Below are 25,184 nucleotides of genomic sequence, written 5' to 3' on the forward strand. Positions count from 1 at the left end.
CGGGCCGCGGGGCTCACCCCGTTTTCGATGCGTCTGCAACGCGGCGCGAACGGAATTGCTTCACATCGCCCACACATTCTCCACCGCGATCTTTGCCCAACGGTTGATTGCTGGACCAATTCCCAGCTCAGGGGCGGTAATTACTCAATCTTTGGCAAGTTTTTGCTCTGTCATCAGTCGGTAATGCGATGGCAAAGTGATGGTTACGACGGCCGACCAGGCTGTCTCCAGGGCGACACCCGCCCACCGTCACGGCGGGCCAGTGCCGCCCCGCCGTCACCACCGACCCGACCACACCGCGTTCCCGGGCCCGCCGGAGCGACGCAGGAGGCAGGCCACCTTGAAGTCACTGATCGACAACGCTCGTTCGTTCGCCGCGACGCACGTGGCGGACCCCCACAACGCAGCGGCCTTCCGGGCCCTCGAGGCCGGGCAGTCACCCGAAGCCCTGTTCGTCACCTGTTCCGACTCGCGCGTCGTCCCGGCCCTGATCACCGGAGCACGGCCGGGCGAGCTCTTCGAACTCCGCACGGCGGGCAATGTCGTCCCGCCCTACCCCGCGGCCGGCATCGACGGCCGCGCCGAAGGCCCCATGAGCGAGGCCGCCACCATCGAGTACGCGGTGTGCGTGCTCGGCGTCCGCGACATCGTCGTCTGCGGACACTCCCACTGCGGCGCCGTCGGCGCGCTCGTGCGACGCGAGGACCTGTCGGCCGTACCAGCCGTACGCGACTGGCTGGAGCACTCCGTCGGCCCCGACGCCGCCCTGCGTTCACTGGCCGCGACCTCGCCCGACGTGGCGGAGGCCGTCCAGGCCCACGTACTGGCGCAGGTGGAGCGGCTGCGCGGGTACCCCTGTGTGCGCGAGCGCGTCGCCGACAACTCCCTGACGCTGCACGCCTGGTACTACGAAGTGCACACGGGCACCGTCAGCACCCACCGGCCGTCGGACACCGGCCAGGAGTCGTTCAGTCCGCTGTGAGCACCGCCGCTCCTCATCGACCGGCCCGCTCCCACGACAGGACCCCCACCCTCATGTCCTCCTCTCCCCCATCTCCCTCCGCTTCTCCCTCCGCCCTGCGCTCCCCCTACCGCGCCCTGCGCGAACCGGGCGTGCTGCGCCGGGACATCCTCGCCTCGCTCGTCGTCTTCCTCGTCGCCCTGCCGCTGTGCGTGGGCGTGGCGGTCGCCTCCGGCGTTCCGGCCGAACTCGGCCTCGTCACCGGCATCGTCGGCGGCCTGGTCGTCGGCTGCCTGCCGGGCAGCGCGATACAGGTGAGCGGCCCGGCCGCCGGACTCACCGTGCTCGTCTTCGAGGCCGTGCGCGAGTTCGGGCTCAGCATGCTCGGCGCGATCGTGCTGCTCACCGGCGCGTTGCAGATCGTCCTCGGTCTGCTCCGCTGCGGCCGCTGGTTCCGCGCGATATCGGTCTCCGTCGTCCAGGGCATGCTGGCCGGCATCGGCCTCGTGCTGATCTTCGGCCAGCTCTACACCATGGCCGGGGCGAAGCAGCCCCTGTCCGGCGTGGACAAGATCACCGGTCTGCCCGGGCTGCTCGCCGACACGGTCGGGGACACCACGGCGCTGACCGCGGCGGCCGTCGGACTCGGCACGATCGCCGTCCTCGTGCTGTGGCCGAAGCTCCCCTCCGCGGCACGCGTGGTGCCCGCCCCGCTGGCCGCCGTGGCCCTCGCCACCGCCGCGACCGCCGGGTTCGGCCTCGACGTGGCGAACGTGTCGGTGCGCGGCATGGTCGACGCCGTCCAGCCGCCCGGTCTCGGCGACCTCGCGGAGCTGGGCAGCGTGGCGGTGCTCGGCACCGTCCTCGCGTTCACCCTGATCGCCTCTGCGGAATCCCTGTTCAGCGCGGCCGCGGTGGACCGCATGCACGACGGTCCCCGCACGCACTACGACAAGGAGCTCGTCGCCCAGGGCGTCGGCAACACGGTGTGCGGCGTGCTCGGCGCCCTGCCGATGACCGCGGTGATCGTGCGCAGCTCCGCCAATGTCAACGCCGGGGCCCGCACGCCGCTCTCCCGGATCCTGCACGGCGCGTGGCTGCTGCTGTTCGCGGTGCTCCTGCCGGCCGCGCTCGGCATCATCCCCCTCGCGGCGCTCGCCGGTGTCCTGGTCCACGCGGGCTGCAAACTGATCCCCGTCAAGGAGATCGTCCCGCTCGCCCGCACCCACCGCGGCGAGGCCGTCGTCCTCTCCGTCACGGCGATCGCCATCGTGGTGACCAACATGTTCGAGGGCGTCATCCTCGGCCTGGTGCTCGCCGTGGCCAAGTCCGCCTGGGACACCTCCCATGTCCACGTGGACGTGCGGGAGTTGACCGACGGCCGGATGGTGGTGACCCTCACCGGCAACGCCACGTTCCTGCGGCTCCCGCGCATCCTGGAGACCCTGGAGGCCATGCCGCAGGACCGCCCCATCGAGCTGGACCTGACGGCCTTGCGCCACCTGGACCACGCCTGCCGCACGACGCTGGAGAACTGGGCGCTGCGGCACAACGACAGCGGCACGGAAGCCGTACGGATGAAGACGCTTCCGGCGATCGAGGCCGAGGCCGCACCTGTGGCTGAGGCAGCACCTGCGGCTGAGCCCGAAGCCAAGGCCAAAGCCAAAGCCAAGGCCTGACGGCCTTCTGCAGCCCGACGTCCGCCGCTCACTGTTTCCCCCCTGCTCCGGGGGCCGGACCCAGAACACAGGGGCCGGCCCCCGGTGTCCCACCCAACCCTTCGGCACGGCGTGCCGATCAGCCATGGAGGTTTTCACCGTGGAACAGCTCATCAAGCGCATGACGCAGGAGTCCGTCTGGCAGAAGTGGGTCGCGGTCAACTCGGCCCAGGGCACCGGCTCGAAGGAGGGCTGCATCAGCGCCACCGGCAAGACCGGCTGTATCTCCTAGCAGCGCCGTTGACGCGGCGGGCGGTGGCGGTGACGACGGCGGCACGAGCCGCGGTCACCGCCCCGCCCCGCCGTCCATCCATCCGGCCACGCCCCGTACGCCCCCGTCCGGCCCCAACCCGCCCAGCACCGGAGCCCTTTTGAACCGCCTGCCGAGCGCCGACGTCCTGGCCAAGGTCCGGGACATCCCCCTGTACCGCGCGTCCGTCGAGCGCGGCGACTTCCCCGTCCTGGAGAAGCCGGAGATCGCCCGGGACTTCCCCGCCAACTGGATGACCCCCGAACTGGAGCGGGCCCTGGAGACGGGCGACGCCGAGTTCGTCCTGTCCACCGGGACCAACCACGCCCGTATGCGGCTCATCCGGCCGCCGTACTTCCTGCTCCGCTCCTACTACCGCCTGTGGAGCGAGCACCCCGAACTCGGCGCCCTCTGGCACGCGGGAGCCCGGCGCGTCTCACTGACCACCGTCCTCGCCACCGAGCACGTCGCCCGTGTCAACGCCCGCAAGCCGGGTGCGACGCCCGGCGAACGCTGGCTGGACGACCGGACGCTGTACCTCAACCGGCGCCTCGATCCGGACGGTTGGGACCGCGCCGAGGTCGAACGGATGCTCGCCGAGATCCGTGAGGTGAGCGCCGCACACCCCACGGGCGCGTACCTCCTGGACTGCTCGAGCTACCACCTCGCGCACCTGATCCGGAAGGTCACCGAGTGGGACCTGTGGGACCGCTTCCCGCGTCCGGCCGGGATCATCCACGCCTACGAGTACACGCCGCTGAACGTCCGCGCGTATCTGCGCAGCCACTTCGACTGCCCCGTCGTCGACCTCTTCGGCAGCACGGAACTGGGCTACCTCTTCTACAGCGAGGGCGAAGGGCGCTACCGCCCCTACCTCCACGACATGAGCGTGGAGCTGATCCCGGTCGAGCCGGGCAGCGGCATCCACAGCCTCATCGTCACCAGCGTCCGCAACCCGTACATGCCGCTCGTCCGCTACCGATCCGGCGACTGCGTCCGCACCGCCGACGGCAGCACCGACCCCGAGCGGATCATCTCCTTCTGTGGGCGCGAGAAGGAACTGCTCGCCACGCCCGCGGGCCGCGTCGCCCAGGCCGACCTCGACGCCCGGGTCGCCGCGGTCTCGCCCCGCGTCTTCCTGCACCAGCTGCACCTCACCGCCGAGGACCGGTGCGAGCTGTGGTGCACGACGTTCGACGGCAAGCCGCTCGCACCCGAGGAGACCGACGCACTCGCCGCTGCCGTCGGCGCGTTGACCGGCCGGACCTGCCACGTGGAGCACCGCGACCACGTGCCGATCGGGCGCTCCGGCAAGTACGCCTGGCTGGCCGCGCCCCAGTGACAGCGCAATCGACCCACCGGACCGGAGTCCCCATGCACACTTCCGTCTCGCACGCCCCCACCGCCGAGGAGCTGCTCGGCGCCGATCTGCACGCCGAGGTCGTACGGCACTTCGCCGCGAAGCCCGACGCCCCGGACGTCGCGTACGTCACCCACCAGGTCCGCGAATGCCTCCGCTACCTCTACCTCGTCTCCCGCCACCCGGACCGCCTCGCCGGTCTCTTCCTCCCCGTCGAGCAGGACATCGACGAGATCTGGCACTACCTGATCCTGCAGACCCGCGAGTACCGGGAACTGTGCGAACAGCGGCTGCCCGGCGGGCACTTCATCCACCACCGGAGCGTGTCGTACGACGCCTACCAGCAGGAGCCGGGGCGCGAGACGGCGGCGGAGGAGGCGCTGCGCTGGATTCCCCTCTACACCGCCGCGTTCGGCCCGTACGACGAGGAAGCGCTGCCGCACTGGACGGTCGTGCGGTTCCTCCACGAGGTCCTTGAGCTCTCGCTGCCGGAGATCGCGGCGCTCGCGGACAGCTCCGAAGGCTGAAGCCCTTCGCCGCAACTCGGTTTCGCAGCAACGGATTTGGTGCCGCACAGCGGACGCCCCATGGACCGCGCCACAGTAATGTGACATTTTACTGACCGGCCTCCGCGCCTCCGCCCGTCCGTCCGTGCGTCGTCCCCAGGGAGTCCTCGTGACCGCATCCGGCCTGCCGCAATCCGCCGCCCCGCTCCACACCGGCAGCCACGACCTGCCCGTCTCCGCCGAGCTGTCCCGCTTCATGGCGGAGTCCTGGGCGCCGTCCGCCCTGCCCGACTCCGCACGGGTCCCCGCGCACGCCGTCACCCCGGCCCGCCGGGCACGGCTCTCCGCACGCTTCCCCGGCGAGCGGCTGATCGTGCCGGCGGGTGAGCTCACGGTCCGGTCGAACGACTGCGACCACCGCTTCCGTCCGCACAGCGCGTACGCCTGGCTGACCGGCCTGACCGGGGAGGACCAGGCCGGCGGCGTACTGGTCATGGAGCCTTCGGGGCCGCACGGGCACGAGGCGGTGCTGTATCTGCGGCCGCGCTCCCCGCGCGTCGAAGGCGACGAGGAGTTCTACCGTGACCGGCGCTACGGCGAGTTCTGGGTGGGCCGCCGCCCCGACCTCGCCGAGGCGGAACGGCTCACCGGCATCCGCTGCGCCCACCTGGACACACTCGGATCGCCCACGGGCCGCAGCGCCGCCGCCGACCCCGAACTGGCCGCCGCGCTCTCCGAGTTGCGGCTCGTCAAGGACGCCTGGGAGGTCGAGCAGCTGCAGCTGGCCGTCGACCACACCACGGCCGGGTTCGAGGACGTCGTCCGTGCGCTGCCCCGCGCGCTCGCTCATCCGCGCGGGGAACGCTGGATCGAGGGAGTGTTCGGTCTGCGCGCCCGCGCCGAGGGCAACGGCACCGGCTACGAGACCATCGCGGCCTCCGGAGCTCACGCGTGCGTGCTCCACTGGATCCGCAACGACGGGCGCCTGCACCGCGACGACCTCCTGCTTCTGGACGCGGGCGTGGAGACGGACAGCCTCTACACCGCCGACATCACCCGCACCCTGCCGCTCTCCGGCCGCTTCTCCCCCGTGCAGCGCCAGGTGTACGAGCTGGTGCTCGCCGCCCAGGACGCGGGCATCGCGGCGCTGCGTCCCGGTGCGCGCTTCCGTGACTTCCACCGGGCGGCCATGGGGGTCATCTCGGAGGGGCTCGCCGAGTGGGGGGTGCTGAAGGACGCGCGGGGCGACCTGCACCGCCGCTACACCCTGTGCGGCAGCGGCCACATGCTCGGCCTCGACGTCCACGACTGCGCCAAGGCGCGCGCCGAGACGTACCTGGACGGCGTCCTGGAGGAGGGCCAGGTCCTCACCGTGGAGCCCGGCCTCTACCTCCAGCCCGACGACGAGACGCTCCCCGCCGAACTGCGCGGCATCGGCGTCCGGATCGAGGACGACCTGGTCGTCACATCGGAAGGCGCCCGCCTGATGTCGGCCGCGCTCCCGCGCACGGTCGCGGGCATCGAGGAGTGGATGGGCACGCTGCTCGACGCCCGCGCCTGAGAGCCGGTGCCCTGGCCGCGCATTTCTCTTCCACCCGCGCCATGGGGTACAGTCGATCATGTGCTCGACGCCGGAACGACGGCGCAGGGCCCGCGCGTTGGTGGTCCAAGGAAAGGCGCCCCACTTCCTGTGGGGAGATGCAGGTGCAAGGCCTGCCCAGCGCTCAGGGAAAGAAGGCCCCGGCCTCCGTCACGGAGACCGGGGCCTTCTCGCGTACCCCGAGCCCGTTCCTCCTCGCCCCGCAGGCGACACTGGGGCCATGTTCGTCGACCGTCTTCCGCCCCCGCACGTCTACGGCCGTCTCCGCGTCGAGCGGCACGACCTGTCCCCCGCCCGCTGGCTGGAGCAACGCCCGCCGGGTGCGGACGGGTTCGGGACGGTCGCCGGGGTGTGTGCCCCGGGGTTCGAGGCGTACGCGCGGATCCTGCACCCCGCACGGCTCGGCACCGCACCGGTGCGGTGGGACCGGGCCGCCGCCGCGTACGGCGCGACGGTCGGTGCGGCGACGCGCTGGCACGAACTGATCGGCGCCGAGGACCGTCTCCTCTACCGCAACGACGACACCCCGGCCGTCCCCGGCGTCTGGGACGAGCACCCGCACGAAGGGCCGACGCCCGGCGATGTGGCCCGCGCCCTGATCCCCGTCCTGGCCCGGCACACCGGGACACCCGGCCGGTGTTGGTACGGACTGTGGGCCGGCTACGGGCACATCGAATGGGACGGCGTGCCCGCCTTCGACACACCGGGCCGCGAGGAGATCCTGCTCTCCGGCCCCCTCGACGACGCCGACTCGCCCGCGCCGGGCTCCGTCGACGGGGTGCCCGAACTCCCCGACCTGTGGTGGCCCGATGACCGCGCCTGGTGCGTGGGCGGCGACGTCGGCCTCGTCAGCACGTACGTCGGAGGTTCCGCGCGGTGCGTCGCCGACATCCTCGCGACCCCGGGTCTTGAGGCGTACGAGGTCGACGAGACGTCCCCGGTGGACTGACCCCCGCGCAGAGCCGGTCAGCGCAGGAGGCCCGCCCGGCCCGACCGTGCCGTGGAGACGAGTTCGGCGACCGTGGCGATCTTGACGCGTGGTCGTCCCGCGCTCGCGCCGCGGGTGACCTCGGCCCGTTCGATGGCGGCGAGTCCGCGCGCGTCGACGACGTGACGGTTGCGGCGGCGCGCAAGACGGTGGAAGGCCTTCGTGGCGTGCCGCGGGGTGGGCAGCACGCCCGCGACCGCGTCGGCGAGGAGGGTGGTGACCGTTTCGGCGGCGCAGGTGCGGTTGGCGCCGATGCCGCCGCTGGGGCCGCGCTTGATCCAGCCCACGACATAGGTGCCGGGCCGTCCCTCGACCCGGCCGCCCTCGTGGGGCACGGTGCCGCCGGTCTCGTCGAAGGGCAGGCCTGCGACGGGTGTGCCGCGGTAGCCGATGGCGCGCAGGAGCAGGCCCGCCGGTATCGACCGCTCCCCCGCCGCCGTCGTCACGCGCACCGCGTCGACCCGTTCCGTGCCGAGGACTTCGACGGGTTCGCAGTGGAAGCGCAGCACGATCCTGCGGCCGGGCTCGGGCTGCCGTGCCCAGTCCGGCCGTGCGCGGGTGACGCCCCGCAGGACCGCCGCCTTGTCCTTCGCGTCCGCCGTGTCGATGGCGTCCGCGACGCGCGGGTCGTGGTCGTCGACGACCAGGTCCACGCCCGGCAGGTGCTTGAGGGCGAGGAGTTCGGACGTGGTGTACGCGGCGTGCGCGGGGCCGCGCCGGGCGAGCAGGACGACTTCGCGGACCTTGCTGTCGCGCAGGGCGCGCAGCGCATGGTCGGCGATGTCGGTGCGGGCGAGGGTGTCGGGGTCCGCGAGCAGGATCCGGGCGACGTCCAGGGCCACGTTTCCGTTGCCGACGACGACCGCGCGCTCCGCCGAGAGATCGATGCCGTCCGGCTTCGCGTCCGGGTGGGCGTTGTACCAGGCGACGAACGAGGTCGCGGAGATGCTGCCGGGCAGTTCCTCGCCGGGGATCGACAGACGGCGGTCGGCCGAGGCGCCCACGGCGTAGACGACCGCGTCGTGGTGGGCCGCGATCTCCTCGGGGGTGACGTCGGTGCCGACGTCGAGGCCGAGGTGCATCCGTACCCGCGGGTGGGCGTGGAAGCGGGCGAAGGTCTCGCCGACCTTCTTGGTCGCGGGGTGGTCGGGCGCGACGCCGTAGCGCACGAGTCCGCCGGCGACCGGGAGCCGGTCGATCAGGGTGACCTCGGCGCTGGTGTGGAGCAGCAGGTCCTGCACGGCGTACATCCCGGCGGGGCCCGTGCCGACGACTGCGATCTTCAGCGGTGCGAAGTCCGCGGGCAGCACGCGGGGGAAGGACGGCTCGCCCCAGGCGTGGAAGTTGGGCCCGTCCCGGTCCGGCTCGGGCGTCTCCTCCACCGTCGCGTCGTCGTAGTAGGCCGCGTTGATGGCGGCGTACTCCTTCTGCGCGAGCGGCAGGGTGTCCACCGGGAAGATCGCGTCGACGGGGCAGGCGTCGGCGCAGGCGCCGCAGGAGATGCACGTCTTCGGGTCGATGTGCAGCATCTCCGTGCTGCCGAACGCCCGCTCCTCCGGCGTGGGGTGGATGCAGTTGACCGGGCAGACGGCGACGCAGGTGGCGTCGTTGCAGCAGGTCTGGGTGATGGCGTAGGTCATGTTCGTCGGCTCGCTCGGCTCAGGTGGGTCGGCTCAGATGAGGTGGGCGCGCTTGTAGAAGACCAGGGCCGGTTTGGTGAGCAGGCCGCACGAGGCGAGGAACTCCATGAGGCCCGAACAGCTCGACCGCATCATGGACTTGTGGTGCTCGTTGGCCTTCGCCTCGGCGACGGCGCGTTCCTCGTCGAGTCCGGCGTTCGCGTACACCTTGCGGTTCACCATGCTGGTGACGATGACGTACGACGCGATGGCGATGATGAGCGAGTTGATCTCGCGGCGCACCCGGCCCGCGCCCGCGAGCTGCTTGCGCGTCTGGTCGCGGGCGAACTTCATGTGCCGCGACTCCTCGACGACATGGATGTTGTTGATGGTGCGGACGAACGGCACGACGCGCTCGTCCCGCATCCAGTCGCGCTGCATCACGTCGAGGACTTCCTCGGCGACGAGGATCGCGGCGTACGCGGCCTCCCCGAAGGCGACGGACTTGAAGACCCTGCCGAGTTCGGTCGCCCAGCGGCGCGGCCGGTAGGCGGGGGCGCCCAGCTTCTCGGCGCCGCGGGCGAACATGATGGAGTGGCGGCACTCCTCGGCGATCTCGGTGAGCGCCCACTGCACCTCGGTGCTGGTCGGGTCCTTGGCGTAGACGTCGCGCAGCACCATCTGCTGCAGGATCATCTCGAACCAGATGCCCGTGCTGGCCACTGAAGCGGCTTCCTGCCGGGTCAGCTCCTTGCGCTGCTCCTCGGTCATCTCCTGCCAGTAGGCGGTGCCGTAGAGCGTGCTCCACTCCGGGCTGGCGCCGTGGCAGTCGCGGTCGAGGGGCGTGTCCCAGTCGACTTCGACGGCCGGGTCGTACGCCAGCACGGCGGCCGAGTCCAACAGCCGCCGGGCGACATCGCCCTCCGGGGAACTGCCCTGTGTGCTCGGCCGAACAGTGCTGCTTGCCATGCTGCGGCTCCTTGGCTCGGTGACGCGTCGGCTCCGACGGCGTCAAGGCAGCGGGCACGGCGCCTCGTCACACGGCAGGCCGCGACCCCGTTGTTAGACAGAACGTATAACAAGGGGGTCGGGTACGCCTACCCTCGAGTAAGTAAGAGATTGGACAGAGCCGGTGGAGCCGTAAAGCCGCGCAGGTCAGCCGGTCGTGGCCGGCCAGCGGATCCGCGTGCTGCACGCCGAGACGACCAGCGCCGAGGCTGCGACGGCGGCCAGACCCCACACCAGGCTGCTGGCGTGGGCGATGAAACCGATCAGCGGCGGCCCGGCGAGCAGACCCGTCGTCCCCATGGCCGCCACCAGGGTCAGCGAGTCCGAGCCCTGTCCGGCCGCGGCCACGTAGACGCAGGGGGTGACGGCCGCGATGCCGAGGCCGACACAGGCGAAGCCGAGCAGCGCGGGCACAAGGCCCCCGCTCAGCAGGGCGAGCGCCAGACCCGCCCCGGCCAGCACGCTCCCGGACAGGACGACGCGGCCGTCGCCCCAGCGGCTGCGCCAGCCGTCGGCGAAGAGCCGGGCGACGACCATCATTCCGGAGACGACGGCGATGCCCAGGGGCGCCAGCTCGGCGGACGCCTCGGCGACGTCCTCCAGATAGAGCGCCGACCAGTCGTTCATGGCGCCCTCGGTGACGGTGCCGAAGGCCATGGCGACGCACATCCACAGCGTCACCCGGGACGGCACCGTCCACTTGGACTTCTTCTTCCCGGGCGCCGCGTCCTGCGCCGCACCCGACTCCTCCGCCGCACCGTCGGCCGGCTGCTGCTCGGCGAGCAGCCCCGTACGGGCGCAGAGCACCAGCAGGAGCAGGAAGAGCGCGGCCGCCCCGAAGTGCGCGGCGACCGCCGAGGTCACCGCGTTCATGCCGGACGCCAGCAGCGCGGCGAGCAGCGAACCGCCGCTGAACGTCGCGTGCAGGCGCGCCATGGCATTGCGCTCGTACCGCTTCTCCAGCTCGGCACCCTGCGCGTTCATGGCCACGTTGAGACAGCCCACGAGGACGCCGTCGACGCACATGACCAGCAGCGCCACGGGATAGTTGGGCGCCCCGGCCAGGGCGAGGAGGAGCAGCGCCAGACAGAGCGCCGACAGGAGCGCGAGTCGCTGCGAGCCGAGGCGCCGCATGAGGACGGCGACGAGCGGGAACGACACGGCCGCGCCGATGCCCGCGGCCATCAGGAGCACGCCGACCTCGGCCGCGGACAGGCCGAGGTCCTCCTTGATGGCCGGGATGCGCGACGCCCAGGTCGCGTACTGGAAGCCGAGCGAGCAGAACAGTGCCGCGATCGCCAGCTGGCTCCGATGGAAAGGATCACGCACGCGGAGCACCCGCATCAGCCCACTTCTCTGGTTCTCGCGCCGGTACGGTCACCGGTCGTGTGGTTCTCGTTGTCGTCGGGCCCGTCGTTCTCGACATGTAGACAGCCGTCGGGCCGTAGCCGGCCGGTGGCGGGCCCGCGTGTGCGGTGAAGCCGCGGCCCGACCAGAACGTCTCGCTGCCGCCGACGGCGACCAGGGAGATCTGCTCGTACCCGTGCGCGCGGGCCGTGGCCATGAGGTGGCGCAGGAGGTGCCGGGCCAGGCCGCGGTGCCGCAGGTGTTCCGCGACGACGATGTCGTGCAGGTGCAGGTTGCGCGAGGCGGGTGTCGGCCCGCGCTCGGGCCCGTTCAGCTCCGGGTACGCGGACTCCGGATACGGCAGGGCGAGCAGATAGCCCCCCAGGTGCTGTCCGAAGTCCAGTGCGAAGCACGTCCCGGGCGACGCGTCCACCCGGGACTCCAGCGCCTCCCGCCCCTCGGAGAGGCCGAGGGGCGCGTAGGCGCGGGACTCCAGTTCCACGATGCCGGGCCAGTCGGCGTCGGCGATGCGGCGTATGCGTACGACGTCGCTCATGCCGCCTCGCCGTCGATCCAGGTGTACGGGAGCGGGCTGAAGCCGTTGAAGCCCTGTGTCATGTAGCTGGTGGCGTAGGCGCCGCAGGACATCACCCAGACCGGGTCGCCGGAGGCGAGCCCCTTGGGCACCGGCACGAGGCCGTCCTCGTGCGAGTAGGCGTCGTCGCTGTCGCAGGTGGGCCCGGCGACCACGGCCGGGACGGACTCGGCACCGCGGTGCGAGGGGAAGACCAGCCGGTACTGCAACTGGTCCATTTCGTAGAGGCCGTTGAACTTGCCGCAGCTCAGGTACAGCCAGTACTGGCGCTCGCCGTCCGGCCTGCGGCGCGCCGAGAGCCGGGAGACATGGGCGCGGATGGCGCCGTGGTCGGCGATGAGGTAGCGGCCCGGCTCGATGACGAAGCCCAGGTCGTGTCCGGGCAGCGCGCTCAGGCGTGCCATGCCCTCGCGGATGACGGTGAAGATCTTGTCCATCGGCGGTTCGAGGGTTCTGCCGTGCTTGTCGCGGTAGCCGAGCGCGGGCAGGCCCCCGCCGAGGTTGACGTGGTCGAGGGCGATGCCGCGGCCCGCGAGCGCGGTCAGCACGTCGGCGATCCGGTCGAACGCGCCGTTCCAGGCGTCGGCGGTCATCTGCTGCGACCCGACGTGCACGGAGAGGCCCGCGGGCGTGAGCCCCAGGTCGCGTGCCGTCTCCAGGATCGCGAGGGAGTCCTCGGGCGAGCAGCCGTACTTGTTGCTGAGCCCCCAGAGCGCGCCCTCGCCGGTGGTGGCGAGGCGGCAGAAGACCCGGCTGCCCGGGGCGTGTTCCGCGACCGCCCGCACGTCCTCCAGGCTGTCGGTCGCGAAGTCCCTGATGCCGAGCCGGAACGCGTCGGCGATGTTCCGGTCGGACTTCACGGTGTTGCCGTAGTGCACGCGCCCGATGGGCACGCCCGCCCGCAGCGCCTGCTCCACCTCGATGGGGCTCGCCGCGTCGACGCCGGAGCCGCGCCGGGCGAGGAGGGCGAGGATCTCGTCGACGGGGCAGGCCTTCATGGCGAAGCGGACGGCGACGCCGGGGAGTTCGCGCAGCAGCGTGTCGTACCCCTCCTCGATGCCGGGGAGGTCGTAGACGATCTGGTCCTCGGCGGCGGCCGCGAGGGCGTCCAGAAGCGAGGCGCTGTCGGGCCGGTACGTCGTCGTGGTGCTCACGCGGGGGTTCCCGTCGTCGTGAGGGAGCCGATGTCCTGGGCGGCACGCATCAGCGGCTGCCATGCCTCGGTCAGCAGGGCGAAGTCCTCGATGTCGCCGCGTGCCTCGTCGAGGAGGCGTTCGCGGTGCGCGGCCAGGTGGTCGGCGACGTCCGTGTAGCGGCCGCCGAGCGTGCGGTGGGCGGCGTCGAGGCGGTCGAGGCGCCGGACGTTCTCCGCCTGGTCGAGTGCGGCGCTCCGCCGGGCGAACTCGGCGATGACGGAGGGACGCACGTGGCCCTGCCCGTCGAGCAGGTCCTCGCCGGCCTCGGCCATGCGGTCGTAGATGTGGTTGAAGTAGAGCATCGACAGGAGGAACTTCGCGTAGCGGGTCTGGTACGCGAGGAAGCCGGCGTCGGTCCTGCGTTCCCCGGTGTAGTAGTTGACGATGTTCCTGTTGTGCAGGACGCCGGGCAGGGCGGCGTCGTGGACCAGGTGGATGAGGAAGTAGTCGCTGCCGATGGTGTCGGTGGCGGGCGGCAGCGGCACGCGCTCGTGCACGTCGTGGAAGCTGATGTTGCACATGTCGACGCGCATCGGGTCGACGAGGCCGAGGAGTGCGTGGTCGCGCTCGAACGGGTCGGTGCCCGCGCCCCGGAAGGACTCGTCGACCAGCGCCCGCTTCTCGGCGTCGGACCAGTGCTCGGGCGCCCAGAGGCTCACCACGTCGTGGTACACGTCGGGGTCGATGTGCTGGATCTCGCCGATGTCCACGGAGAGTTCCCCGACGAAGGAGCTGCCCACCATCGCCACGCGCCGGTCGGCGAGGCACGGGTCGAGAGCGCTCTCCGAAACGCCGTGCGCGGCCTCCCGCGCGGGCTTGCCGAGCGACATGAGCTCGTGGTGCACCGGGAAGACGGGCTCGCCGTCGACGCTCTGGTAGCGGCTGTCGGAGTCCCTGCGGTGGACGGACTCGCAGCCGAGGGCGCGGGCGACGAGGAAGGCTCGGTTGGTGCAGGCGCCGTAGGAGAGGCGGTCCGGCAGCATCAGGCCGAGCATCAGCTCGGGCTTGGCGACCTCGGCGCGGTCGATCACGTCACGCAGGAAGTCGCGCTGCGCCGCCTCGTCGAGGTGGTGCACGACGACGTGCGGCACGTCGGGCAGTGCGGCGACGGCCCGGGTGTGGTCGGCGAACGTGGCGGTGTCGGAGGAGTCCAGGATCAGCAGGTACGCCTCGACACCGAAGTGCGCGGCCGCGTACGCGGCTTCCTCGCCGATCGCGGCGATGGTCTCGGGGCAGGACCGGTTGGTGGGGAGGGTCAGGCAGATGCGTCGCATGCGGCTTCCCCGTTCCAGGACTTGAGGCCGAGGAGCTTGGCGCCCAGGTCGTTGAGGGCGGCGGTGCCGTAGCGCAGGGACTCGTGCTTGTGTGCGTCGCCGAGCAGCGTGGCGTTCCACTCCGGGGTGCTCAGGTTGGACCAGGAGTCGATGCGCGAGCGGCGGAGCTCCTCGTGGGTCTCCAGGGCGGGCATCATCGAGAGGTACTGGACCGCGCGGACGCCGTCCTTCGAGGTGTTGGGGGCCACGCCGTGGGCCAGCAGACCGTTCCAGATCAGCAGGTCGCCGGCTTCCAGCTCGGGCCGGACGACGGGCATCTCGTCGCGGTCGATCGCGGGGCGGATGGGGTCACGGCCGTCCGGCTGGAGCGCCTTCCAGCGGTCGAACTGACGGAACAGCTCGGGGCAGCACTGGAAGCCGCCGTGGTCCTCGCGGGTGTCGTCGAGGGCGATGATGCCCTGCACGCGCTGGGGCAGCACGCCGAGGGTGGTGTCGACGTCCCAGTGGAGGTTGATGTCGAAGCCTCGCTCGGTGGGCGCGATCAGGGAGCGCGAGCGGTTCTTGACGTTGGGCGGGTTGAGGTTGAGGCGGTCCAGGGTGACCCAGAGCTCCTCGCAGTCCCATACGTCGACGAAGGCGTCGTAGACCCGCTGCGTCTGGCGGCTGTCCCAGATGAGCTGGTGGTGGTAGGCCTCGACGAAGCCGTAGACGTGCAGCTCACGGTCGAGGTCGGAGCGCCACTCGCGCTCCTCGTACCAGGTCTCGGGGCGGCCGCGGTCCAGGCCCTGGAACTCCCAGGCGAAGTCGAGGAGGTCCTTGGCGGCCTCGCGGGGGATCGCCTGCTTCACGACTATGTAGCCGTACGTCTGCCAGTGGGCGAAGTCCTCCTCGGAGAGGACGCGCAGGGGCCGGGTCTTCTCGAGGTCGCGCAGCTGGGTCTGGGCCAGGTACGTGTCGGCGTCCGAGCTGAAGTACGGGACGGCGGAGGGGGCTCGATGGAGGTAGCGGTCACTCGCTGCCATGTGGTGCTCCAAGGATCGGTTCTCATCTCCGGCGGCAGATCTCCACGCCGGATCACCAAAATGGACTAGACCAACTCTCCGTGTCAACAATTGAATTGGGCGCCTTGGGAGGCAAAAAGGCGACATTTACCCCCAGTTCACTCGCCCGTCATATGTGGATTCGGCAAAGATCCTGCAGCTCAACTCGCGCCTACCGGCGGGTAGTTGGTCCGGACCACAACAGAAGAGGCGCCACCGCACGCGGTGACGCCTCGTGAGACCCGGGGCAGGAGCAACCCGCCCCGGGGACCTGCTTCTACACGCTGTTACGCACTGTCACGCACCCTTACTCGTCGATCGCCGCACCGAACGCCGCGTCCGCGGCCGGCGCCCCGAGCGAACCGGCCCCGTACGTCCAGGACCCGGCGGCCGTGACCCCGCCGGAGTTCGCCGACAGGACCCACACCACGCCGTCCCCGGTGTTCTCGCCGGGCGCCGCCGCGAGGAGCCCGAAGCGCCCGTCGCGGTTCGGGTCCGTGAGCCGCACCTGCGCGCCCCACTTGTCGCCCTTCTCGGCCTCGCCGGGGATGTCCGCGGAGTTCTGGTCGAACGACTTCGCGCCGCTCGCCGTCATCCCGTTCTCCGAGCCGCGCAGGACCCAGACGGCGCCCGCGTCGGCGACGGTCCCGATGTCCTCGCCCGGCGCGCCGATCGCCACGTCGGCGTACCCGTCGCCGTTGGTGTCCGCGACCGACAGGTCGGCTCCCCAGCCGTCACCGGGCTCGGCGACGCCCGGCACGCCCTCGGCGTCCTGCGTCCACCACTTGGCCTCGTTCACGAGGCCGTCCTCGGTTCCGTAGCGCACGCCGACCAGGCCGCCGGTCATCGTCTCGCCGCCGTCGTCCGGGGACGCGGGCTCGCCTGTCACGAGGTCGTCGTAGCCGTCGTTGTTGATGTCGCCGGAGGCCGCGACCGGGCCGCCGCGCAGGTCGTTCTTGTACGTCAGGCCGTCGGCGCCGCCCGCGAACTGCACGGACCAGCCGTGCCCGGGCTCGTCCCCGTCGGTGGTTCCGGAGGCGACGAGGTCCGCGTAGCCGTTCTTGTCGTAGTCGCCGGTGGTCAGCGACTTGGACACGATCGCGCTCGCGGCGGCCGACCTGCCGAGCCGCTCGGAGGCCTGGCGGCGGAGCGGCGCCTCGCCCCTGGCCTGCGGCGCGGGCTCGTACACGTACAGGTCCACGTTGTCCCGGTCGAGGACGGCGAGGAGGTCGCCCGGCGTGTCCGCGGTGAAGTGCGCCGCGGCGAGCCCGAGACCGAACTGCTGGCCCGCGGCGGCGTCCTGGCTCTGCAGCCAGTCGCTGGCAGAGCCGGTGAGTCCCGACTTCGAGCCCCAGAGGACGGCGACGCCACCGGCGTCCGCCCCTGCGTCGAGGTCCTCACCGGGGATGCCGATGACCGCGTCGTCGTAGCCGTCGCCGTCGAGGTCGCCGGTGGCGACGGCCTTGCCGAAGTTGTCACCCGCCTCGGCGGCGCCGGAGACGCCGGACGTCGACTGACTGAATCTGGCGACGTTGCTGGTGTTGATGCCCCCGGTGGAGCCGTACTGGACCGTGACGAGCCCCGCGCCCTTGGCGCCGCTCACCGTGGCGCCCGGGGCGCCCACCAGGACGTCCTCGTATCCGTCGCCGTTGAAGTCACTGTTGCGGTCGTCGGCCCGGGTGCCCCCAGGGGTGCCGGCGAAGGCGGAGGGGGCGGCGGCGATACCGGCCCCGGTCAGCAGAAGGAACGATGCCGCGGCGAGGGCGGCCGAACGGTTCTTGCGCACGAGCGGCTCCTGTGAAGGAAGGTGGCCGGGCAGGCGCGGGGGGTGTCCGGAAAGGGCCCGTTCCTTGTCCGGCGCCCTGTTCGACACGGGATGGGGCGCCAGGGTTGTACGGGGTTCACGATCTGCTTCCGGAGCGTGTGTTCGCAGTTCCCGGAAGCGTCACTTCCCCTCTGCGGTCACTTCCACCCGTAGGCGTACGCCGCCACCCAGGTGATCTCCAGTTGTGCGCTGCTGCCGGGTGCGGCCCCCGGCCCTTCCAGGGCGCTCTCGTTCTGCAGGACCCAGGAGAGCGGGCGGTCCGGGACGCCGCGCGTGTCGTGCCCGGTCTCGCGTCCGTCGACGAAGAACCGGACATGGCCGGGCGTCCACTCGGTGGAGACGGTGTGCCACGCGGTCCAGTCGTCGGCGCCCGGGTACGCGCCCTGCTCCCCTCCGCCGCAGGGGTGGTGGAAGGCGGTGAGGGAGCCGGTCCACTCGCCTTCCGGGTGGTCCATCTCGCAGCCGCCGCCGTAGTGCAGCCAGGCCGACTTGTAGCCGGGAGCCGACTTGGTCACCTTGATGCGTGCGCTGTACTTGCCGTACTTCATCTGCATGACCGCGCGTGGTACCACCGCCGACGCGTGGACGGGCCCTCCGTCGGCGGGCCGCCACATACGGATGCGCATCCGGCCGTCGCCGTCCGCCGCAGGCCCCACGCTCACCGTGTCCTCCGGGTGGTAGACGCCCACGACGTCCCGGCCCCGGCCGCCCGCCGTGTCGGGCCAGCCGGTCGGGTACGCCCACCAGTTGTCCCGGTACGGCCCTTCGAGCCCCGCGCAGTACGCGGCGGAGGTGTCGACATGGTGGTCGCAGTCGCTGAACGCGCCAAGCGGCACCCGGTCGCCGTTGAAGTCCTCGGCGAGCACCTGCCAGAACGGCCCGCAGTCGCCGACCGGCAGCGCACTCCCCGCCGTGCGGCAGGCGTCCGCCGGAACCGGCGCTCCCCCCGCGCTCGGAACGCAGAGCAGGACCCCCAGCAACGCCGCGCCGAGCGCCCCGAACACGACCGGCCGCCGACGCCGCCGTCCGGCCGCAGCATGTGATCCCATCGCGCCGCCTCCGCTCCACGGACGCCCCCGCGAGAGGGGCCACGCCTCGTCGAGGGGGGACATCCTCGTGGAGACACGGAGATGCCGCCACACGGACGGCGCAACGCTCGTCCTTTGCAGTGCTCTTCTTATGAAGCGCGGATAGGTTGAACGGTCCCGGACGTCGATCGTGCGAGCCTCCCCACGTCTCATTTGACCCTCGTGGGAGCTGATGTGCGCGTGACCTTTCCTTCCCTCGTCCGGACCGGGACGAGGTACCTCTGTCTCCTCGGCGTCGTGGCGGGGACGAGCCTGTCGGCCGTGCCCGTCGCCGAGGCCGCCGCGAAACCCTTGCCCGGCGGCCTCGGCCCGTGCGTGCCGGGCAACTGCCCCGACGGCGACTATCCGCCGATCAACAACGGGGGGATCAAGTACCGCGACAACGGCATCAACATCTACGTGGGCGGGGACTTCCTCGTCCGCGAGAAGGCCGCGGAAGCCGAGGGGCGGGTCGTCGTCCTCGGCGACTTCGACCAGGACAAGGCGGCCGGCGTCAGCGGTGTCTACAACGTCGGCGAGGCCGGCGTCGGCTCCCGGGTGGCGCCGCCCGTCGGCGCCGACTGGCTCACCGCGGGCGGCGACGTCACCGTCGCCGGCGGGGAGCGGCTCCTCGCCGAGGACGGTGTGGTGCGGTACGCGAAGGACGCGAGCGGCACGATCGTCGGCACCAAGCGCAAGGACCCCGACGCCGCCAAGCCCTACATCCCCCTGCGCGACGAACTGACCGCCGCCAGCCAGTGCTACGCGCACCCCGAGGGCGGCACCCGCACGCCCACCGGAACCGCCACCCACGCGGGCGGCGAGACCCTGTTCCGCGGCGACAACACCTCGATGCTCCAGGTCTTCAACGTCGACTTCGACCTGATGGGAGGCAGCGGCGGCCAGGAGGGCATCCGCTTCGAGGGCATCCCGGACGGCGCCACGATCCTGGTCAACATCCTCGGCACCAAGCGCACCATCAACACGTACAGCGGCACCATCGACGACAGCAGTCAGCTCAACAAGCTGCGCAGCCGTCTACTGTGGAACTTCCCCGACGCCACCTCGGTGGAGGTCAAGGGCACCGGACAGTTCCAGGGCAGCGTCCTGGTCGGCGACCAGGCCTCGATGACGACGGTCAGCGTGCCGGGCATGAACGGCCGCTTCTTCACCACGGGCTCGCTCACCCACACCAGCTCGGCGACGGGTGGCGGCGGCCAGGAGTTCCACAACTATCCCTTCCTCGGTGACCTGCCGGACTGCGCCACCGCGCCTGCCACCGGCGAGGTCAAGGTCGTCAAGACCGACGAGGACGGCGGAAAGCCCCTGAAGGGCGCCGAGTTCGAACTGTGGCGCGAATCCAACGGCGCAGCCGGACTGCAGACCGGCGGCGACGACCCGGACACGAAGGTCGGCGACCCCTGCGTCACCGAGGCGCAGGGCGAGTGCGCGCGGACCGTGCCGCTCGGCACGTACTACTGGCGCGAGACCAAGGCGCCGAAGGGGTACGAGCGCCCCACCCCGAACGTCTTCGGGCCGCTGGAGCTGACCGAGGCGAACGCCACCGAGGGCGTGTCGGTCCCGGCCACCAACAAGAAGAAGGACGAGCCGTCCGCCAAGGAAGGCCTGGTCTCCGTGGTCAAGAAGGACCAGGACACCGGGAAGCCGCTGCCCGGCGCCGTCTTCCAGCTCTGGCGCGAGACCAATGGCACACCCGGCCTCCAGCGGGGCGGCGCGGACCCGGACACCGCCCAGGGATCGCCCTGCACGACGAACGCGAACGGCGCCTGCCGCGAAACCGTCAAGCCCGGCACGTACTACTGGGTGGAGACCAAGGCACCGAACGGATACGAGCTCCCGGACCCGGCGGTCTTCGGACCGCTCGTCCTCACCGAGTCCGACGTCGCGCTCGGAGCCTCCGTCGAGGCGCTGAACCGCAAGCAGGCGAAGCCCGACGTCCACGGCTCGCTCACGGTCGTCAAGAAGGACAGGAAGACGGGCAGGCCACTGGCCGGCGCGGTCTTCCAGCTCTGGCGCGAGAGCAACGGCACGCCCGGCCTCCAGACGTCGGGCGCGCGCCGGGACACCCTCGCCGACCGGGGCTGCGCCACGGACGGCCGCGGGCGGTGCGCGTTCCAGGGCCTCACACCCGGCTCGTACTACCTCAGGGAGACCGCCGTCCCCGACGGTTACGTCATGCCCGCGAAGAGGGTCAGCGGACCGCACAAGGTGACCGGCCACAAGCCCGCCAAGGACGTCACGGTGACGCTCACCAACCAGCGGGGCGGAGGCAAGAAGGGGAAGTGACCCGCGTTCCGGGCGCGGGTGGCGTCAGCCGCCCGTGCCCGGCTTCGATCCCCAGAGGTAGACGCGGTCGCCCATCTGCAGCAGGTCGTAGAGGCGCCGGGCGTCGTCCACGGCGAGGTTGACGCACCCGCCCGAGCCGGACCTGAAGAGGTCGGAGCGGGTGCCGTGCAGAGCCTGTCCGCCGTTGAAGAACTGGGCGTACGGCATGGGGACGCGGTAGATCGTCGAGTAGTGGTCGCGATGCCTCAGGTAGATCCGCTGCCAGCCGCGGCGGGTCTCCAGACCGTCGCGGCCGCTGCGCACCGGTACCGGATCGAAGACCAGCCTGCGGCCGCTCTGCGCCCACAGGATCTGCCGGGTCAGGTCCACGCAGGTGATCCGGTACGGCTTGACGGGGCAGGCCCGCCGTTCCGCCGGGTCGCGCCGGATCTTGTCCGCGACGAGGAAGCGGTACGTGCGCAGTGTGGCCCTGCCGTCGGCAGGGCGGACGCCGAGCCGCTGCTGGAGCCGCCGGATGGCCTCGCAGTCCGCGGCGGACTGCCGGCCGTCGACGGGCCGCCGCAGCTCCCGCTCCAGTTCGCGCTGGTAGGGGGCGGTGCCGGTTCGGCACGCGGGACCCTGGACGGGTCCGGGAGGCGCCGCGTACGACGCGGGGACGGCCAACGACAGGGCGGCGATCGCCGGAAGGAGCCAACGCATCGCACCAGCTTCACCCGTGCGCCGCCGCACCCCGGGCGACACGACCCGACCATCCCACGATTGCTCCGAACAGCGGGCCCCCGGCCACCGCCTCGCAACCCTCTTGCAACGTGCCGGAGGGCAGAGTCCCGCCATGGACCGTCATGACCCTCATGAGACGAAGGCCATCGGGGACGACGTCCCCCTGGTGGAGCTCACCCCCGCGGCGGCCCGGCTCCTGCGGCGGTTGCGGGCGGTGCACGGGCCGCTGATGTTCCATCAGTCCGGCGGCTGCTGCGACGGCAGCGCCCCCATGTGCTACCCGGACGGCGAGTTCCGTACCGGCCAATCCGACGTCCACCTCGCGTCGCTGACGGTCGAAGGGGTGGCCGAGCCCGTAGCGTTCTGGATGTCGAAGAGCCAGTACGAGCTGTGGAGCCACACCCGGCTGATCGTGGACGTCGTGCCGGGGCGCGGCAGCGGCTTCTCACTGGAGGCCCCGGAAGGCGTACGTTTCCTGATCCGTTCTCGGCTGGTCGGAACGTAGCCACCGGCATCTGGTGAACTCCTCTGGCTGCTGCGACAGTTGGTTCGCTGCCCGGTCGGAAACCAGGGGGATCTGTGACTCGCCAGAATCTGTGCGGTGGACGGTTCAGAACGGCCCTGACCCTTGTCACGACGCTCGGCATGCTGGCCGGCGCGGCTCTCACGGGAGCGGCGCCGGCCACTGCCGTAGGGGGTGGGAAGCGCGCGTCCGGTCCTGTGGCGCCAGGTGTGCAGTATCGATACTTCGACGTGGCTGGATCCCACGGCGCGGCCCGCGCGCACGTGCTCGACGTGGATCTGCGCGACCCGCGCACCAGCGTCGGGCTGCTGTACCCGGGCAAGGTCGCCGCGCGGGCGCCCGTCTCGGCGCTGGCGGACGGCGCCGGTGCCGTCGGTGGCATCAACGGCGACTTCTTCAACATCACCGAGACGCAGCACCCGGGCGTCGAGGCGACCGGCGCGCCCGTCGGGCCCGCGATCGCGGGCGGCCATGTGCTCAAGGGCGCCGTGCCGAACGGGCAGCGGTTCGGGCCCGCGATGCCGCCGGGCGTGACCACCGAGGCCGTACTCGGCGTCGGGTACGACCGCAGGGCCCGCCTGGACAGCCTCGCCCTGGACGGACGGATCCGCACCAAGGACGCCCGGCTGCCGCTGGGCGGCCTCAACCAGTACGCGCTGCCGGTGGGCTCCGTCGGCGCGTTCACCAGCGACTGGGGTTCCGTGTCACGGGTGCGGGCGACCTGCGGCACCGACACGAGCCGCGGCGCGCCGTGCAGCACGGACACCCACGAGGTGACGGTCCGCGACGGACGCGTGGTGGCCTCGGCCGACACGCCGGGCACCGGACCGATCGACCGCGGCACCACGGTCCTGGTGGGCCGTGAGGCGGGCGCGCAGGAGCTGCGGAAGCTGTCGACGGGCGACTGGGTGCACGTCAGTCACCGCCTGGTGGCGGCCGAGTCCCACATGCCCCTGCGCTTCGCGCTCGGCGGCTATCCGGTGCTCCGCGACGGCGAGCCGCTGCCCGGCCTCGACGGGACCACGTCGGCGGTACGGACCGCCGCGGGGATCGCCGACGGGGGACAACGCCTGCTGCTCGTGTCGCTCGACGGGTCGCCGGAGTTCCGTACGGGCCTGACGATCGCCGAGATGGCGCGGCTCCTCCAGGACCTCGGGGCACGGGACGGCTTCAGCCTGGACGGCGGCGGCTCCTCCACGCTGGTGTCCGCCACGTCCACGCTGGTCGCGCGGCTCCCGGGCGCCGAGGCCGTGACGGTCCGCAACAACCCCAGCGGTGGGATCGAGCGGCCCGTCCCGAACGGCATCGGCGTGTTCTCCCGGTCCTGAGCCGCTCGCCTACTGACCGTCGCGCACCGCCACGAGCCCGTTGAAGGCGCCCACATAGGCGGTCCCGTCGGGTCCCAGGGTCACGGGCGCCCAGTTGTTGTCGTACGCGATGCCCGTGCCGGCGAGCCGCTTCCAGCGGGTGTCGCCGGTGCGGAAGTCGACGGCGGTCAGGTACCAGGCGTCGATGCCGAGGCGGTTGGGTTCCTTCGTGTAGAAGTACAGGAGCCCGTTGGCGGTGGACAGTTTCGGCACCGTGGACGGTGAGCGTTCGCCGCTCTCCCAGACGGTGTCGCAGCCGGTGCCGTCCTCGCGTACGTCGATCCTGCTGACGCCGCCGACGACACTGCGGCCGAGGGTGAGCGAGGTGATGTTCTCATAGCCGTAGTTGTTCTCGACGACGATGCTGTCGCCCCAGGTGATCAGCGAGTTGTCGGTGGTGGAGGCGCCGGAGCCGAAGACGGGGACCTTGCAGACGAGCCGCTCGTCATCCGGCACGCCGCCGCCGCGCCGGTAGACGAGGACGTTCATTCGGTCGTCGGCGTTGTCGGTGATCGCCACGTAGTCGTCGTGCGCGCCGAAGAGGTCGGGCGTCGTGCCGGAACCCTGGTTGACCGAGCCGGGCTTGGTGCCGGTGCCGCGGTCGTACGTCTGGCGCCAGATGATCTCCGGCGTGCCGTCGGCGGTGGCGCGGAAGCTGTACAGGGCGTGGTCGGAGACGATCGACACGCCGTCCTCGGCGACGGAGAACGAGTTCTGGATCTCCTCGCCGTCGAGCCGGACGGAGCGGATGTCACCGGACTTCGGGTCGACGGTGCCGATGCGGCCCTGCCGGGTCACCCACCAGATGCGCCCGTCCCAGTCCGGCATCACGGACGTGACGGGGTCGCACGCGCCGCTCGGGTAGAGGTTGGTCCAGCTCACGCAGTCGTGCGGGACGTGGTCCGTCAGGTCCCACTCCCTGTCGACGACGAAGCGCCAGGTCCCGTCCGCGGCGCGTTCGTGCGCGAGCCGCACGATGTGCTGGCGCGAGTCGGCGAGGACGAGCCGGTCCTGGTCGTCGAGGTACGAGTAGGCGCCGCCGGACGTGTCCTTGAAGATCTTCGAGAAGTCGAGGCGGGTGATGGCCTCGACGGTCGAGGGCCGCTGCGGCAGCTTGTACTCGGCGAGCGTGTCCAGCGTCTTCGGGTCGAGCAGCTTGACCAGGAACCCGGTGAACGTGCCACACACGGTGACGATGCGCCCGTCGCGGTCGAAGGTGACGGTCGCGCACTCGCCGCCGAGCGCGGCCATCTTCTCGCTGTCGACGGCGGGCCGCTTCCCGAGGGGCCCGCTCCAGGGGTACGTTCCGCTGCCGGCGGCGTCGGCGTGCATGCCGCTGCGGCCGTTGGCGGCGAGGTACGGGTGCTGGGGAGGCGGGGTGCCGGGCAGCGGGCGGGCCTCCGCGGGGGCACCCTCGTACTGCTCGACGAGCCGGTGCCCGGGGGCGTTGGGTATCTCGTCGGCGTACGCGGGAACCGCGAGGGACACGGTCAGGGCCACGACACCGGCGGGCACGATGCGGCGCAGTCTGCTGGACATGCGCCGAAACTAGAGGGCGCCTCTACAACTGTCCATGACGTGGCGTCAGTTGTTCATGAACCCGAAAGACTCGCTGTCCTCACGGCCGGATCGAACTGACGATGTCGGCGGTGGCCGTGAGTCCGTCGTGGATGGTCGGCGCCATGCTCGTGCTGGCCAGATAGAACCCGAGGAGCCCGCAGACGACGGCGTGCGACACCTTCAGCGCTCCGTTGCGCAAGAAGACCACCGCAAGGATCACGAGCAGCAGCACGACAGAGATCGAAACAGCCATGGGAAGTACCTCCTCCGCCACGTGGAACCGCAGCTTCCGGCCGTCAGTCTGGCGTAGCGGAGGGAGCGTCCGGGCGTCTGACCTGTGCTCCGAACGGGTG

General features: G+C 71.4%; 22 protein-coding genes. 10 read left to right on the forward strand and 12 right to left on the reverse strand.

What is annotated here, in order from left to right; all coding sequences use genetic code 11:
* Positions 1-340 precede the first annotated feature (340 nt).
* The 7 genes from DEJ49_RS02725 (at position 341) to DEJ49_RS02750 (ending at position 7,344) form a co-directional block, all read left to right on the forward strand.
* Positions 341-982 (forward strand): carbonic anhydrase, encoded by a 642-nt coding sequence (locus DEJ49_RS02725; RefSeq protein WP_411757131.1) that lies wholly within the window; start codon positions 341-343, stop codon positions 980-982.
* Positions 983-1,035: 53 nt separating this feature from the next.
* Positions 1,036-2,640 carry a SulP family inorganic anion transporter gene (locus tag DEJ49_RS02730; protein ID WP_150182205.1) on the forward strand — a complete coding sequence of 535 codons (1,605 nt, stop codon included), beginning with the start codon at positions 1,036-1,038 and terminating at the stop codon, positions 2,638-2,640.
* Between the two features lie 124 nt (positions 2,641-2,764).
* The gene (locus tag DEJ49_RS35860; RefSeq protein WP_190329692.1) at positions 2,765-2,911 is read left to right on the forward strand and encodes a hypothetical protein; all 147 of its coding nucleotides are present in this window, start codon (positions 2,765-2,767) and stop codon (positions 2,909-2,911) included.
* A 139-nt stretch (positions 2,912-3,050) separates the two neighbouring features.
* Positions 3,051-4,271: a hypothetical protein gene (locus tag DEJ49_RS02735; protein WP_150182206.1), complete on the forward strand. Its 1,221-nt coding sequence runs from the start codon at positions 3,051-3,053 to the stop codon at positions 4,269-4,271.
* 32 nt (positions 4,272-4,303) lie between these two features.
* Positions 4,304-4,816 carry a hypothetical protein gene (locus DEJ49_RS02740; protein ID WP_150182207.1) on the forward strand — a complete coding sequence of 171 codons (513 nt, stop codon included), beginning with the start codon at positions 4,304-4,306 and terminating at the stop codon, positions 4,814-4,816.
* A 148-nt stretch (positions 4,817-4,964) separates the two neighbouring features.
* Positions 4,965-6,356 (forward strand): aminopeptidase P family protein, encoded by a 1,392-nt coding sequence (locus DEJ49_RS02745; protein WP_223832694.1) that lies wholly within the window; start codon positions 4,965-4,967, stop codon positions 6,354-6,356.
* Between the two features lie 259 nt (positions 6,357-6,615).
* Positions 6,616-7,344: a hypothetical protein gene (locus tag DEJ49_RS02750; protein WP_150182208.1), complete on the forward strand. Its 729-nt coding sequence runs from the start codon at positions 6,616-6,618 to the stop codon at positions 7,342-7,344.
* A 17-nt stretch (positions 7,345-7,361) separates the two neighbouring features.
* Here DEJ49_RS02750 and DEJ49_RS02755 read toward each other — a convergent pair whose 3' ends face one another.
* The 9 genes from DEJ49_RS02755 to DEJ49_RS02795 all read right to left on the reverse strand — a co-directional run bounded on the left by DEJ49_RS02755 (position 7,362) and on the right by DEJ49_RS02795 (position 18,336).
* A complete protein-coding gene (locus DEJ49_RS02755; RefSeq protein ID WP_150182209.1) occupies positions 7,362-9,023 on the reverse strand; it encodes an FAD-dependent oxidoreductase in 1,662 nt (553 codons plus the stop codon).
* Between the two features lie 33 nt (positions 9,024-9,056).
* Positions 9,057-9,971 (reverse strand): AurF N-oxygenase family protein, encoded by a 915-nt coding sequence (locus DEJ49_RS02760; RefSeq protein WP_150182210.1) that lies wholly within the window; start codon positions 9,969-9,971, stop codon positions 9,057-9,059.
* Between the two features lie 186 nt (positions 9,972-10,157).
* Complete coding sequence (locus DEJ49_RS02765) at positions 10,158-11,354, reverse strand: MFS transporter (RefSeq protein ID WP_190329249.1); 1,197 nt, start codon at positions 11,352-11,354, stop codon at positions 10,158-10,160.
* Positions 11,332-11,913: a GNAT family N-acetyltransferase gene (locus tag DEJ49_RS02770; RefSeq protein ID WP_150182211.1), complete on the reverse strand. Its 582-nt coding sequence runs from the start codon at positions 11,911-11,913 to the stop codon at positions 11,332-11,334. The genes DEJ49_RS02765 and DEJ49_RS02770 overlap by 23 nt, the downstream gene beginning before the upstream one ends.
* Positions 11,910-13,106 (reverse strand): type III PLP-dependent enzyme, encoded by a 1,197-nt coding sequence (locus DEJ49_RS02775; protein ID WP_223832695.1) that lies wholly within the window; start codon positions 13,104-13,106, stop codon positions 11,910-11,912. The genes DEJ49_RS02770 and DEJ49_RS02775 overlap by 4 nt, the downstream gene beginning before the upstream one ends.
* Positions 13,103-14,422: a DUF6271 family protein gene (locus DEJ49_RS02780; RefSeq protein ID WP_150182213.1), complete on the reverse strand. Its 1,320-nt coding sequence runs from the start codon at positions 14,420-14,422 to the stop codon at positions 13,103-13,105. The genes DEJ49_RS02775 and DEJ49_RS02780 overlap by 4 nt, the downstream gene beginning before the upstream one ends.
* Positions 14,404-15,444 (reverse strand): phytanoyl-CoA dioxygenase family protein, encoded by a 1,041-nt coding sequence (locus DEJ49_RS02785; RefSeq protein ID WP_150182214.1) that lies wholly within the window; start codon positions 15,442-15,444, stop codon positions 14,404-14,406. The genes DEJ49_RS02780 and DEJ49_RS02785 overlap by 19 nt, the downstream gene beginning before the upstream one ends.
* Positions 15,445-15,769: 325 nt before the next feature.
* A complete protein-coding gene (locus DEJ49_RS02790; protein WP_150182215.1) occupies positions 15,770-17,248 on the reverse strand; it encodes an integrin alpha in 1,479 nt (492 codons plus the stop codon).
* 176 nt (positions 17,249-17,424) lie between these two features.
* Positions 17,425-18,336: a glycoside hydrolase family 16 protein gene (locus DEJ49_RS02795; RefSeq protein ID WP_150182216.1), complete on the reverse strand. Its 912-nt coding sequence runs from the start codon at positions 18,334-18,336 to the stop codon at positions 17,425-17,427.
* Positions 18,337-18,555: 219 nt separating this feature from the next.
* Between DEJ49_RS02795 and DEJ49_RS02800 the strand changes: the two genes are divergently transcribed.
* Positions 18,556-20,661 (forward strand): choice-of-anchor A family protein, encoded by a 2,106-nt coding sequence (locus DEJ49_RS02800; RefSeq protein ID WP_223832696.1) that lies wholly within the window; start codon positions 18,556-18,558, stop codon positions 20,659-20,661.
* Positions 20,662-20,685: 24 nt separating this feature from the next.
* Here DEJ49_RS02800 and DEJ49_RS02805 read toward each other — a convergent pair whose 3' ends face one another.
* Entirely contained in the window at positions 20,686-21,360 is a 675-nt protein-coding gene (locus tag DEJ49_RS02805) for a L,D-transpeptidase (protein WP_150182217.1), read from the reverse strand.
* 133 nt (positions 21,361-21,493) lie between these two features.
* Here DEJ49_RS02805 and DEJ49_RS02810 point away from each other — a divergent pair, with 133 nt between their 5' ends.
* Together DEJ49_RS02810 and DEJ49_RS02815 are read left to right on the forward strand one after the other, a co-directional pair.
* Positions 21,494-21,886, forward strand: coding sequence for a DUF779 domain-containing protein (locus tag DEJ49_RS02810; RefSeq protein ID WP_150182218.1), 393 nt, complete (start codon positions 21,494-21,496; stop codon positions 21,884-21,886).
* A 140-nt stretch (positions 21,887-22,026) separates the two neighbouring features.
* The gene (locus tag DEJ49_RS02815) at positions 22,027-23,232 is read left to right on the forward strand and encodes a phosphodiester glycosidase family protein (RefSeq protein WP_150188004.1); all 1,206 of its coding nucleotides are present in this window, start codon (positions 22,027-22,029) and stop codon (positions 23,230-23,232) included.
* A gap of 9 nt (positions 23,233-23,241) precedes the next feature.
* Here the strand turns inward: DEJ49_RS02815 and DEJ49_RS02820 are convergent, their stop codons facing one another.
* Positions 23,242-24,810, reverse strand: a complete 1,569-nt coding sequence (locus tag DEJ49_RS02820; protein ID WP_150182219.1) for a hypothetical protein — start codon at positions 24,808-24,810, stop codon at positions 23,242-23,244.
* A 79-nt stretch (positions 24,811-24,889) separates the two neighbouring features.
* The gene (locus tag DEJ49_RS02825) at positions 24,890-25,084 is read right to left on the reverse strand and encodes a hypothetical protein (RefSeq protein ID WP_150164565.1); all 195 of its coding nucleotides are present in this window, start codon (positions 25,082-25,084) and stop codon (positions 24,890-24,892) included.
* Between the last annotated feature and the right edge of the window lie 100 nt (positions 25,085-25,184).

The organism is Streptomyces venezuelae (genome assembly GCF_008642335.1).
GTDB classification, from domain to species: domain Bacteria; phylum Actinomycetota; class Actinomycetes; order Streptomycetales; family Streptomycetaceae; genus Streptomyces; species Streptomyces venezuelae_F.

What these genes read in the sequence shown, in the direction of transcription:
- DEJ49_RS02805 (WP_150182217.1), bottom strand. Translation starts at nt 21,360, where the DNA reads ATGCGTTGGCTCCTTCCGGCGATCGCCGCCCTGTCGTTGGCCGTCCCC.
- DEJ49_RS02825 (WP_150164565.1), bottom strand. Translation starts at nt 25,084, where the DNA reads ATGGCTGTTTCGATCTCTGTCGTGCTGCTGCTCGTGATCCTTGCGGTG.
- DEJ49_RS02785 (WP_150182214.1), bottom strand. Translation starts at nt 15,444, where the DNA reads ATGGCAGCGAGTGACCGCTACCTCCATCGAGCCCCCTCCGCCGTCCCG.
- DEJ49_RS02740 (WP_150182207.1), top strand. Translation starts at nt 4,304, where the DNA reads ATGCACACTTCCGTCTCGCACGCCCCCACCGCCGAGGAGCTGCTCGGC.
- DEJ49_RS35860 (WP_190329692.1), top strand. Translation starts at nt 2,765, where the DNA reads ATGGAGGTTTTCACCGTGGAACAGCTCATCAAGCGCATGACGCAGGAG.
- DEJ49_RS02795 (WP_150182216.1), bottom strand. Translation starts at nt 18,336, where the DNA reads ATGGGATCACATGCTGCGGCCGGACGGCGGCGTCGGCGGCCGGTCGTG.
- DEJ49_RS02750 (WP_150182208.1), top strand. Translation starts at nt 6,616, where the DNA reads ATGTTCGTCGACCGTCTTCCGCCCCCGCACGTCTACGGCCGTCTCCGC.
- DEJ49_RS02810 (WP_150182218.1), top strand. Translation starts at nt 21,494, where the DNA reads ATGGACCGTCATGACCCTCATGAGACGAAGGCCATCGGGGACGACGTC.
- DEJ49_RS02770 (WP_150182211.1), bottom strand. Translation starts at nt 11,913, where the DNA reads ATGAGCGACGTCGTACGCATACGCCGCATCGCCGACGCCGACTGGCCC.
- DEJ49_RS02765 (WP_190329249.1), bottom strand. Translation starts at nt 11,354, where the DNA reads ATGCGGGTGCTCCGCGTGCGTGATCCTTTCCATCGGAGCCAGCTGGCG.
- DEJ49_RS02780 (WP_150182213.1), bottom strand. Translation starts at nt 14,422, where the DNA reads ATGCGACGCATCTGCCTGACCCTCCCCACCAACCGGTCCTGCCCCGAG.
- DEJ49_RS02820 (WP_150182219.1), bottom strand. Translation starts at nt 24,810, where the DNA reads ATGTCCAGCAGACTGCGCCGCATCGTGCCCGCCGGTGTCGTGGCCCTG.
- DEJ49_RS02815 (WP_150188004.1), top strand. Translation starts at nt 22,027, where the DNA reads ATGCTGGCCGGCGCGGCTCTCACGGGAGCGGCGCCGGCCACTGCCGTA.
- DEJ49_RS02755 (WP_150182209.1), bottom strand. Translation starts at nt 9,023, where the DNA reads ATGACCTACGCCATCACCCAGACCTGCTGCAACGACGCCACCTGCGTC.
- DEJ49_RS02760 (WP_150182210.1), bottom strand. Translation starts at nt 9,971, where the DNA reads ATGGCAAGCAGCACTGTTCGGCCGAGCACACAGGGCAGTTCCCCGGAG.
- DEJ49_RS02730 (WP_150182205.1), top strand. Translation starts at nt 1,036, where the DNA reads ATGTCCTCCTCTCCCCCATCTCCCTCCGCTTCTCCCTCCGCCCTGCGC.